This is a genomic window from Terrisporobacter hibernicus (genome assembly GCF_020809405.1).
In the GTDB taxonomy this organism is placed as follows: Bacteria; Bacillota; Clostridia; order Peptostreptococcales; family Peptostreptococcaceae; genus Terrisporobacter; species Terrisporobacter petrolearius.
Genome location: NZ_CP081135.1, coordinates 934764 through 947314, shown reverse-complemented (window position 1 = coordinate 947314; position 12551 = coordinate 934764). Strand labels below are relative to the sequence as shown.

At 30.8% G+C, this 12551-nt stretch carries 9 protein-coding genes; 6 read left to right on the top strand and 3 right to left on the bottom strand.

The window, feature by feature from the left end:
* Positions 1 to 42: 42 nt before the first annotated feature.
* The 5 genes from JW646_RS04615 (at position 43) to JW646_RS20200 (ending at position 7400) form a co-directional block, all read left to right on the top strand.
* Entirely contained in the window at positions 43 to 1797 is a 1755-nt protein-coding gene (locus JW646_RS04615; RefSeq protein WP_228416763.1) for an ABC transporter ATP-binding protein, read from the top strand.
* A gap of 98 nt (positions 1798 to 1895) precedes the next feature.
* Complete coding sequence (locus JW646_RS04610) at positions 1896 to 3119, top strand: nucleotidyltransferase domain-containing protein (RefSeq protein ID WP_228416762.1); 1224 nt, start codon at positions 1896 to 1898, stop codon at positions 3117 to 3119.
* A gap of 254 nt (positions 3120 to 3373) precedes the next feature.
* A complete protein-coding gene (locus tag JW646_RS04605) occupies positions 3374 to 4042 on the top strand; it encodes a hypothetical protein (protein ID WP_148558104.1) in 669 nt (222 codons plus the stop codon).
* Positions 4043 to 4097: 55 nt separating this feature from the next.
* Positions 4098 to 4439 carry a hypothetical protein gene (locus JW646_RS04600; RefSeq protein WP_228416761.1) on the top strand — a complete coding sequence of 114 codons (342 nt, stop codon included), beginning with the start codon at positions 4098 to 4100 and terminating at the stop codon, positions 4437 to 4439.
* Positions 4440 to 4697: 258 nt separating this feature from the next.
* Positions 4698 to 7400 (top strand): DUF4910 domain-containing protein, encoded by a 2703-nt coding sequence (locus JW646_RS20200; protein ID WP_272491858.1) that lies wholly within the window; start codon positions 4698 to 4700, stop codon positions 7398 to 7400.
* Positions 7401 to 7497: 97 nt separating this feature from the next.
* On the opposite strand, the gene JW646_RS04580 is transcribed toward JW646_RS20200, so the two are convergent.
* The 3 genes from JW646_RS04580 to JW646_RS04570 form a co-directional block, all read right to left on the bottom strand.
* The gene (locus tag JW646_RS04580) at positions 7498 to 9003 is read right to left on the bottom strand and encodes a UxaA family hydrolase (RefSeq protein ID WP_148558102.1); all 1506 of its coding nucleotides are present in this window, start codon (positions 9001 to 9003) and stop codon (positions 7498 to 7500) included.
* A gap of 21 nt (positions 9004 to 9024) precedes the next feature.
* Entirely contained in the window at positions 9025 to 10491 is a 1467-nt protein-coding gene (locus tag JW646_RS04575; RefSeq protein ID WP_228416760.1) for a tagaturonate reductase, read from the bottom strand.
* A gap of 165 nt (positions 10492 to 10656) precedes the next feature.
* Positions 10657 to 11316 carry a GntR family transcriptional regulator gene (locus JW646_RS04570; protein ID WP_148558100.1) on the bottom strand — a complete coding sequence of 220 codons (660 nt, stop codon included), beginning with the start codon at positions 11314 to 11316 and terminating at the stop codon, positions 10657 to 10659.
* Positions 11317 to 11505: 189 nt separating this feature from the next.
* On the opposite strand from JW646_RS04570, the gene JW646_RS04565 reads away from it, so the two are divergent.
* The gene (locus JW646_RS04565; RefSeq protein WP_228416759.1) at positions 11506 to 12525 is read left to right on the top strand and encodes a zinc-binding alcohol dehydrogenase family protein; all 1020 of its coding nucleotides are present in this window, start codon (positions 11506 to 11508) and stop codon (positions 12523 to 12525) included.
* Positions 12526 to 12551 lie beyond the last annotated feature (26 nt).

The following is a 12551-nucleotide window of genomic DNA, read 5'->3' as shown; positions in this document are numbered from 1 at the left end:
GAGTAGGATTAAGTTAGTTGTTAGGGGGGAAGATTGATATCTATGGAGTCAATCAAGATAATAATTGGGAAAATTAAAGATGGAACTATTAGACAGATGTGGATAGAGTTTAAGTGGATGTTTAGTTATGCTAAAAAATATAAAAAAGAAATAGTTTTTTATATTTTCTTAGGAATCTTTTCAACAGTAATGACTTTAGTAAGTAGTATTGCGTCTAAAGAGCTAATAGATGTGGTTACAGGACATAATATAAAAGGAGCGCCACTGATAGCCATAATTATGATAGGTATGGCGCTGTTTAGCTTGTTTTTTGACTCTATCATGTCTCGTATTACGTTGAAAATAAATATAAGGATACAAAATGATATCCAGGCGGATATTTTCGATAAAATAATAGAAGTTAACTGGTTAGACCTTTCAAAATATCCAAGTGGAGATATATTAAATAGATTTAGTAGTGATGTGGGCACAGTAGCACAAAGTGCTATTGGATGGGTACCCGATTTAGTAGTAGGTGTATTTAACTTTGTAGCTACACTTTCTGTAATTATGTATTATGACCCTACTATGATGGTGTTGACTGCTCTTAATGCTCCAGTAATGCTTTTGTCATCTAAGGTATTAATGTCTAGAATGAGAAGCTATACAAAAAGAGTTAAAGAAATGAACAGTGAAGTTACACATTTCCAAACAGAGACTTTTTCAAATGTAGATTCTATAAAGTCTTTCGATTTAACATCATTATTTTCTAGAAGACTTAGAAATTTTCAATCTAGATATAAAGATGTAAATTTAGAATATAACTTATTTAGTATAAAAACTAATGTGGTATTGTCATTAATAGGTATGGTAATTGAATATTCTTTCTTTGGTTGGGCTGTATATAGATTATGGACAGGGTATATTACCTATGGAGAAATGACCTTATTCTTGACTCAAGCAGGAAGGTTATCGTCTTCTTTCAGTTCTTTAATTTCTATAATTCCATCGACAGTAGGTTCTACCATATCAGCAGCTCGTCTTATGGAAATAATAAATTTACCAAAGGAAAATAGAAATATTGGTGATAGTGAGGAACTTAGAAAAGTTAGCAATGATGGATTTTCTATAAAATTAAAAGATGTAGATTTTTCCTATGTAGAAGATCAACAAGTTATTAATTCATCATATTTTGAAGCTCATAGAAATGAAATAGTCGCCATAGTAGGTCCTTCTGGAGAAGGAAAAACTACTTTAATTCGTATGTTTTTAGGGCTGATTTTACCAGATTCAGGTGAAGCAGTTATGATAGATAAGGATGGAAAAAAAGTAGAGCTAAATGCATCCACAAGGAAATTTTTCTCCTATGTGCCACAGGGAAATACCATATTCTCTGGAAGCATATCAGAAAACTTAAAAATGGTTAAAGAAGATGCAACTGATGAAGAAATAATAGAAGCTTTAAAAATAGCTTGTGCTTACGAATTTGTTGAAAAACTGCCTGATGGTATAAATAGTACTGTAGGTCCTAGAGGGTTGGGCCTTTCAGAAGGACAAGCCCAGCGTATTTCCATAGCAAGGGCAGTTCTTAGAGATGCACCAATACTGTTGCTAGATGAAGCTACATCTGCATTAGATATAACTACAGAAAGAAAAGTTCTAAAAAATATTATTCAACAAAAGCCTAATAAAACTTGTATAGTTACTACTCATAGACCTAGTGTTTTAAATCTAAGTCAAAGAGTTTATAGAGTTATGGATAAAACTGTTACACAACTTTGTGAAGAGGAGTCTAGTGCAATGGCTATAGACTTTTAGTAAATAGTTTATTTTAGTAAAACGCTAAAAAAAACTAACACGGGGTAAAGGGGTGCACAAAAATGTTACCCCCTTTAAAAAGGAGAAATATGAAGAAAATGTACAAAGATTTTTTAAAATTATTAAGATCTAGTTTAAGAAATGAAACACCATTAATAGAAGATAATATAGATTGGGTAGAAATGTTAAGATTGTCATCTGTACATGAGGTTGTCCCACTTATTTATAAATCAGCTTACAAAATTCCATCTTTTCAACTAGCAGACTTAAATTTTACTCAGTATTTCAAAAAAGTATCCATGCAAATAGTATATAGCCAAATAAAAAGAGCCCATAGGTTTTTGCAGATATATGAACAGTTCAACAAAGAGGGAATAAAGATATTAGTATTTAAGGGAATAATATTAAGGGAACTATATCCAATACCTGAAGAACGTATTTCTGCAGATGAGGATTTATTAATTGAACTAAAAAGCTTAAAGCAAGCTATAAAAATATTAGAAGATAACAATATGGAGAGAGCTTTATCTGAGGAAGAAGAAGCTGATGTTTATCATTATTTTTGTAGACAAACTGGACTTCATTTAGAGCTACATACAGCTTTATTTGGTGATAAATCAGATATAAATAAAAAAATGGAAGAAGTATTTAGTACTGTTTTTCAAGATGCAGATACAATAAACATTAACAATGTAGATGTAAACACATTTTCTGTGGACAAACATTTTTTATACATAATATGCCATGCGATTAAGCATTTTGTCTCATGTGGTACGGGAATTAGACAGATTTGCGATATATCTATGTATATAAATAAATATTATGAAATTATAAATTGGGATTATATATGGAAAGAAATTATAAATCTTGGTTACGACACCTTATTAGTAAATTTACTCCAAATAGCTATAGATTACTTAGGGCTAGATGAAAACAAAATAGTCTATCCAAAAGACAAAAATGAATACTACATAAATACAGACGATCTTATCCAGGACATAATGGAAGGTGGAATATACGGAACAAGCACCCAAGCAAGATTAAATTCAGCCAATATGTCCATTGATGCACTAAACAAAAAATCAAAATCAAAAATAAAGTCCAACATAGCAGCAATATTCCCAAAAGCAGAAAACATAAAAGGAAGATACAAATATTTGGAAAAATATCCAGTATTACTACCAGTGGCATGGGGAAGTCGAATCTTAACTTACTCAAAAGAAAGAGGTAGTTTGTCTAGTCTGGGGGCTACGGCAAAGGAGACTATAGAAGTAGGTAACAGAAGAATAGATTTACTAAAAGAATACAAATTAATTGAATAATAGCCATTAAATAAATACGAAACAGAATCATTTTTATAAAGAATGATTCTGTTTTTTCATTATATGGCTTATTATTACATGTACATATCGATATTTAATGGATAATGTTGGGAAAAAAAGAACGAAAATAATTGATTTCCAAATATTCTTACAATAAACTTATATATAAGTAATTTGATATGTATTATAATTTTGTAATGCATTAAAAATTTTACCTTACGATAAATTTAAAGGATAAAAAGGGGGATTTTGTTATGGCAATGTCAAAAGTTGTGACAGGGTTATTAGTAACAGTAATAGCGGGGGGAATAGTGATAGCAGTTGAAAAATTTGATGGACAAGCATCTTCGCAAGTAAAGTCAAATGTTCAATCAATGGAGCAAAAATACAAAGATAATGAAGGCAAGTTAGTTGCAAAATACAATGAGCTGTACAATGATGCAAAATCAAAAATAGCACAATTGGAAGAAAAGAAAGCAAATGTAGAAGCTCAAAAAGCAGAATTAGAAACTAAGAAAGCAGAGTTAGAAGCAGAAATAGAAAGATTAAAAAATACTACGATAGGAGAACTAGAATCTCAAAACAAAGAATTACAAAATAAAATAGCAAAATTAGAGGCAGAATTAGCAGATGCTGAATCAGAAATAAAATGGTTAGATAATGAATTAGTAAAATACGATGAAATGCTAGAAGCAAAACATGAGCAATTAACAGAATTAAAAAATGAATTATCAGATCTGAAAGCTGAATTAAATGATACTAATAAAAATTTAAGTGATACGGAACAAGCATTAGAAGAAGCTAATGGAGAAGTAAAAAAAGCTAATGAAGCTGTAGGTGGATTAAAAGATTATACATCAGATAGATTAGAGTCGATAGATAATGAGATAGTTGATGTAGATAGTTTACAAACTTTAGACTAAGAGCCATTAGAAGTAAGACTTAGTATCAAATCTATAACTTAAAGGGGGGGGCTTTATGATAAAGCAAAAAATCATAGCAAGTTTAGTAGGAGGCACCATATCTGTTGGCGCTATTTGTTATACTTATGAAACTTTTAGATTTGATAATATAAGTTACATTTATAATAATTTTGATAATGTTATAAAAAAATATGAACTTATGAAAGAAAATAGAGATGACATATTAAAAAAATACAATAATTTGTATACTAACTCTACAAAACAAATAAAAGAGCTTAAAAATGAATTGGATGAGAAAGAAAAATATATAAAAATACTTGAAGAAAAATCAAATAAACAAGAAGAAGATGTACAAGACAAAGAAAATGTACAAGACAAAAAAATCGAAAATAATTAAACAATAGATATATCAATAAAGAGAGTATGTAATTTTTATATGTTTTTTACATTTTAGGAATTATAGTTGAATTTACGTTGTTGATAAACTCTGGGATGAAGTTATATCAATTCATTTAGAAAGTGTAAAAAATGTGTTTTTGAGCAACGGAGTTGCCTGAAGTGATAGCAAAATGATTCGCCAACACGTTGATCAAAGGCATCTCGTTGGCGACATGAGCGAAGCGAATTTTTTATAAATTGATTAGGGGGTATAATATTGTTTAAATTAAATAAAAAAGTTTTATCGAGTTCTTTGGCATTAACGATAATTATGTCAACGGCACCAGGAATGGCCTATGCTACAATGACTACAAAGGCTTTAGAAGGAAAGCTTATTTGTAAAGAGCAACAACAATATTTAAGTAAGATTGATGGAAACAGAGCATTTGATTATATTAGAGAGTTATCGGATAACATAGGGCCAAGAATTGCTGGTACAAACGAGGAGTATCAAGCAGCTAAATATATTAAAAAACAATTTGATAATCTAGGCTATGACACAGAGATACAAGAATTTAAATATGCTTCAGGCAAAGGTACTTCAACTTTGAAATATGAAGATAAAGTAATGGAATCATCAGCATTTATAAACTCTAAAGCTACAGACGGTGTAATAAATAGTGAAGTTGTAAACTGTGGATTAGGAAGTAAGGATGATTTTTCAAAAGTAGATGTTAAGGGGAAAATAGCTATCGTTGAAAGAGGAACATATACTTTTGTAGAAAAAATTGAAAATGCAGCAAATTCAGGCGCTGTGGCTCTTATAATGTATAATAATACATCTGGAATTTCTACTGGACAAGTTGGGGATGTATCTGTGCCAGCTGTAGGAATAGAAAAAACAGCAGGATTGTCCATAGTTGAAAAATTAAGTTCAGGGGAAAAAGTAACAATTTCTCTAGAAGTTGGGAAACCGGAAACTACTACTTCTTGGAATGTTGTTGCAAAACAAGCTGCAAGAGGAAATGATAGTGCCAATACTGATGATATTGTTTATGTAAGTGCTCACTATGATAGTGTTCCAAAAGCTCCTGGAGCAAATGATAATGCTTCTGGTGTAGCATCTATGATTGAAATAGCAAATGCAATAAAAGACTTAGATACAGATAAAGAAATAAGATTTATAGCTTGTGGATCAGAAGAAGTGGGTCTAAAAGGATCTGCAGCTTATGTAAAATCATTAACTAAAGATGAGTTAGAAAGAAGCATAGGAAACTTTAATTTAGATATGGTCGCAACTAACTATGAACCATGTTCAGAATTAGCAGTATATACAAACCAAGGTAAAGATAATATAGTTACAGATGCAGTTAAAGAAGCAGGAGAAAGACTAAAAGATAATACTACTGACTTTACAAGTTATGATGGTAATCATGAAACATATAAAGATGGTGGTTTGGTTGCCATGGGATCTTCAGATCACGTTTCTTTTGACAATGCGGGTATACCATCAGCATTATTTATAAATGGTGATCCAGAAAAACTAGATAATCCAAGAACAGCTTTAGAGCCATACTATCATAAACCAACAGACCATACAGAACATGCAAGTAAAGAAAGACTTGAAAGAACTATAAAATTAATAGGTTCTGCAATATATGAAACTGTAGATACTGATCATGAAGATTTGGTAAGTACAGAAAATATGATGAAAGATTTAGATGCTATGGCAAGTAAAGATAACGCTAGAGTTACTGGATTTGAAGGGGAGCATGATGCAGCAGATTACATAGTAGGTCAATACAAAGATATGGGATTAAAAACAAGAAAACAAATAATAAATGGAATAGATGGATTTATGTCTGAAGGATCAACTGTAAAAGTTGGAGATAAAGAATTAGATTCAAAAACATTTACTTATTCTAATTCAACTAGTGGCGTAATTGAAGGTGAGCTAGTAGATTGTGGTTTAGGAAAAGCTGATCAAATAGGAGATGTAAAAGGCAAAGTAGCTCTTATAAAAAGAGGAGAGATATCTTTTGCTGAAAAAATAGATAATGCAACAGCTAAAGGGGCAGTAGGTGTTATTATTTATAATAATGCTGAAGGACCTTTAAACGGAACTTTAGGTGATTATCAATCAAAAAGAGCTGCATCCACTTCCATATCAAAAGCAGATGGAGAAGCATTAGCAGCTAAATTAACAAATGAAAAAGCTGTAAAGGTTTCTATGGAAGTGAAAACATTAGTAGAAAGAAATAGTCATTCTTACAACGTAGTGGCTTCTTTACCAGCAGCTAAAAACTCAAGAACAGCTCAAACAATAGTAATAGGAGCTCATATGGACTGTGTCCAAACTCCAGGTGCAAACGATAATGGTTCAGGAACAGTTTCAATTCTAGAAGCTGCAAGAGTATTATCTAGACCGGAAATAGCTAGCCAATTAAAATATAATGTTGAGTTTGTAAACTTTGGTGCTGAAGAAATAGGTCTTGTTGGTTCAAAAGAATATGTTAAGAGTTTACAAGATTCTGGAAGAGTAAATAAAGTTAAAGCTATGATTAACTTAGACATGGTTGGTGTAGGTAATAATATGGTAATGTGGAATTCAGATGAATCTACAAGTCATGAAGTAACTGACTTAGCTAAGAAAGTTGCCAGTGAATTGGGATGTATAGATATGTCTACTACTAAGGACTTACATAGTACATCAAGTGATCATGCATCATTTGAAGCAGTAGGTATACCGTCTACATTTATAGGATACACATTAGATGAATCTGGTAAATTAGATCAGTATTATCATACAAAAGGAGATAAAATAGAAACTATAAATCCTAAGTGGTTGAAAAATTCAGCACAGGTAGTAGTTAATTCTGTTTTAAAAATGCAATCTCAATCAAATAGAAGCTCTGCAAAAGCATCAATAGCTAAATATGATGTTAAAAAGGTTGAAAAGGATAATTTATCTAGCAAATAATTATTAATAACAAATTAATCTATTTAGATTAAAAAGATTTATTATAAAAAGAAAACCGACTCAGTTGAGTCGGTTTTATAATTGAGTGAAAGGAAATTTATAAAATTACTCCATCTCTAAATATGGAGATTTCCTTGTATCCGTATTCTTCATTTCTAGTTTGAACTTTTCCAGAAGCTACTTCTAGTAGATACTGGAAAAAATCCTTAGTAACTTCATCAAAAGTTTTTCCTTCAAGTAATTGTCCTGCATTGTAGTCAATCCAATGCTTTTTCTTATTGTATAAATTACTATTAGAAGATATCTTAACAGTAGGAACTGGGCAACCAAATGGGTTTCCACGACCTGTTGTAAATAGCACCATTTGAGCACCACTTGCAACTAAGTTAGTACAAGAAACTTGGTCATTTCCAGGACCTATAAGTAAATTAAGTCCTTTATTTTCAACAGATTCACCGTAATTTACCACACCAACAACAGGAGCCTGACCTCCCTTTTGAGTACAGCCTAGTGATTTTTCCTCTAAAGAAGAGATACCACCTTTTTTGTTTCCTGGAGATGGATTTTCATATATAGTTTGGTTATATTTTGTAAAATAACCTTTAAAATCGTTTATTAAATTTACAGTATCATCAAAGATTTCTTTTGTTACAGCTCTTTCCATTAAAATTGTTTCAGCACCAAACATTTCAGGAACTTCTGTAAGAATAGTACTTCCACCGTGGTTAACTAGAGTATCGTTTATGCAACCACATAAAGCGTTTGCAGTAATTCCAGAAAATGCATCAGATCCACCACATTTGAACCCAAGTACTAAATGCTCAGCAGATACTTTTTCACGCTTCATAGAAGAAGCATAATCAACTAATTCATCTAAAATTTCCATAGCTGCTTCATATTCATCTTCCACATCTTGAGTAACTAAGAATTTAACTCTATTTTCGTCGTAGTTACCAAGTACAGGTTTAAATTCATCTAAGTTGTTGTTTTCACAACCAAGACTAAGTACAAGAACAGCTCCTGCATTAGGGTTGTTGATTAAACCTTTTAAAATTTGTTGGGTTGTAGCGTGGTCATCCCCTAACTGACTGCAACCCATATTGTGAGTATATGAAAATACACCGTCTATCTTGTCACCAAATTTTTTATTTGCTTTTTTTTCTAATATTTTAGCTGTAGTGTTAACACATCCAACAGTAGGGATTATCCAAACTTCATTACGAATACCTACTTTACCATTGGATCTAACATATCCATCAAAGAAAGCTTCTTTATTATTATTGTTGAATTTAGCTAAAATTTCTTCGTTTTTATTGTATTTATAATCTAAAACTCCATCTAAATTTGTTTTTAGATTATGAGTATGTATATGATTTCCTTTAGAAATATTGCATTTTGCATGACCTATTGGATGGCCATATTTTATTATATTGTCTTTTTCATTTATATCACATAAAGCAACTTTGTGACCAAAGGGAATGTCTTCTAAAAGAGTGACATTCATATTGTTTACAGTGTAAGTTTCCTTTGCTTTTAAGTCAGCAAGAGCAACAGCTACATTATCATTTTGTGATATTATGATTAAATTCTTATTTTCCTTCATAATAATTCTCCCCATTCATTTTTATAAAGAAGCAACTAAGTCTTTCATATTAGTAGTTTCCATATTTATTAAATGTTTAGTAACAGCATTCTCAAGTCCAGCAACTTCAGATAGATCTTTTCCGCTCCATAAAGCAGTGTTAGATAATACGTCATGAGCAACATCAGCAGCACTACCTTTTGCCCAAGTATTTGCAAAGAATGCTATAACATCAGCGTCGTCTTTTATAGCATAAGTAGTACCGTCAAATCTAGCGCCCATATATTGTCCTTCAATTAATTTACCTTGGTAGAACTTCATAAATGCAGCTAAAGAGAATGTTAAATGTGTTGGAATTTCATTTTTTTCCTCTATATATTCAAGTAAAGATGGAAGACATCTTGCATTAAATTTAGATGCGGAGTTTAATGATATATCTAATAATCTATGTTTTATGTATGGATTAGCAAATCTATCTATTACATCACAAGCAAAAGATTCTAATTCTTCTTTAGGAAGATCTAGTGTAGGTATTATCTCATTAAACATTAATTTATTTAAGTAGCTTTTGAAAATTTCGTCATTCATAAAATCAAGAACTATATCATGCCCACCTAAATAAGCAGCCAAAACAGTAGAAGTATGAGCACCGTTTAAGATTCTAACTTTTCTCTTTTTATATGGAGTAACATCTTCAGTCCAAATAACATTAGCATCAGTTTTGTGAATTGGAAGTATTTCAGACCATTCTTTCTTTCCTTCAATTACCCATAAATTGAACAATTCACTAGTTACTATTAAGTTGTCCTTGTATCCTAATTTTTCTTCAAAATAATCTATTTGATCCTTTGGGTATCCTGTAACTATTCTATCTACTAAAGTAGAGGTAAACTCGTTAGCAGTTTCTATCCAGTTTACAAATTCTTCACCAAGTTTCCATTCGTTTGCATATTGAAGAACTATTCTTTTAAGTTCTGCGCCGTTGTTATCAATTAACTCAACTGGTAAGAATAATAAACCTTTGTCACCAGCACCATTAAATGCTTTGTACCTTTCAAAAAGAAGAGCAGTTATTTTTGCAGGAAAAGAAGATGGAGGAGTGTCAGTTAATTTGTCTCCTTCTTTATAAGAAATTCCTGCTTCTGTAGTGTTAGATATTACTACTTCTAAATCAGCACTTCTAGCTATATCCAATAAAGCATTGTAATCTTCATATGGATTTATACATCTAGATACAGATGTGATTTGTTCTATTTTTTCTACAGCCTGACCATTTTCTATTCCTCTCATGGCAAGAGTGTATAAACCTTCTTGATCATTTATAAGGTTTGCTAAACCAGGAGCGATAGGCTGGCATAATACTATACTACCCTGATAAACGTTTTCTTTGTTGCCTTTATTTATCATCCAATCAGTAAAAGCTCTTAAAAAGTTACCTTCACCAAATTGAAGTATTTTTTCTGGATATTTATTATATCTTTTCTCTATTGTTTCATTTATTTTTTTCATGTCAAACATTACCTCCCAAACTTAATTATCTTTATAATAACAGATGTATTTCTTGTTGTATACAACAAAATGAAAATAAATAAAAAAACTTTAAAATTATATGGAAAATTAATCATATGGAAAATAAAAAATGTTAATCTATGAATATTATCATAGATTAACATTTTAAAGTGAAGAGTTACCGTCTATAAATGCTTGGAAAGAAGAACTCTTTGCATTATTTAAGTGAACTTTCATAGCTTCTTGTGCAGAAGTTACATCACCTTTAGCTAGGAAAGCTAGTATTTCCATATGTTCATCTATAGTAGAAGAAAGACGTTTATCATCATATAATCCACTAAGTACCCTTAGACGACAGTTTTGATTATGAACTCTACTATAAGTATCAATTAAATAATAGTTGTTACATTGATTTAAAATAATTCTATGAAACTCATCGTCTAGCCTGAAAAGCTCTTCCTGATTATTATTTTTAATACATTCTTTAGCCTCTTTAATATTTTCATATAATGAATCTATAGTATCACTATTAAGATTAGAACAATGATTGCTTATGGCATAAGTTTCTAGAAGTGTTCTAGTTTCAAAGGTTAAGTTGATTTCTCCAATAGAAAGAGGAGCAACAAAGAAACCTTTTTTAGGTAGTATTTTAATTAAATGTTCTTGTTCTAATCTACTTAATGCATCTCTTATTGGAGTTCTACTAACTTTAAATTCTTCACATAGCAAATCTTCATTTAAGAAAGAATTAGGCATATATTCACATTTTAAGATCTTATCTTTAATGGAATTATAAGCTTGTTGTTTAAGACTTAGTTTTGCCATTGGACCTCCTTATATAATATTAATTTGTAAGTTATAGATAAGAATATCACCTATGATAACAATAGTCAAATTAAAAGAATAAAAAATAAAAAGTGTTGACATCGTTTTCACGACCATGCTATGATGTATACAACATTAAATACAATGTAAAATACAATACTGAATACGAACGAAGGGGAATGATTGAGAATGAAAAGTATATTAATCAATAAGCCAGGTAAAGTAGAAATAAAAGAAATAGAAAAGCCAAAAGTAAAAGATGGTGAAGTTCTTTTAAAATTACTTTATGGAGGAATATGTGGAAGTGATTTAGGAACTTACAAAGGAACTTTTGCTTATTCTTCTTACCCAAGAATACCAGGCCATGAATTTTCTGCTGAAATAGTTGAAATAGGAGAGAATGATAGAGGATTAGAAAAAGGAATGATTATTACTTGTAACCCATACTTTAACTGTACTACATGCTATTCATGTGAAAAAGGTTTAGTAAACTGTTGTACAACTAATGAAACAATGGGCTGCCAAAGAGACGGCGCATTCTGTGAATATATAACAATGCCAATTGAAAGAGTATATGACGGAAAAGGTCTTTCTCCAAAAACATTAGCATTGATTGAACCATTTTGCATAAGTTACCACGGTGTATCAAGAGCGAATGTTAAAAATGGGGATACAGTATTAGTAATGGGAGCTGGTACAATAGGTGTTCTTGCAGCAGTAGCAGCAAAAGCATTAGGCGCAAAAGTTTATATAAGCGATGTTGCTAAACAAAAACTAGAATATGCGTACAAAGAATTTCAATTAGATGGTATGATATTAAATGAAAGTACTGAAAGTTTTGAAAAACAAGTAAATAAGATTACAAATGGAAACGGATTCGACGTTACTATAGAAGCAGTTGGTCTTCCATCAACATTCCAAAATTGTATAGATGCTGCAGCATTTGGGGCAAGAGTAGTATTAATCGGAGTCGGAAAACAAAATTTAGATTTTAATTTTACACTTATACAAAAGAAAGAACTAAATGTTTTTGGATCAAGAAATGCTCTTAAAAAAGATTTCTTAGAGTTAATAGATATAGTTAAAGAAGGAAAATTTGATTTAGACAAGATTGTTACTAATACATACAAGTTTGAAGAGGCAGGAAAAGCATTTGAAGATTTTGCAAACAACGGAGCTTCAATGTTAAAGGTGCTAATAGAATTCTAGACTTTATAAAATAGGGGGAAGATACT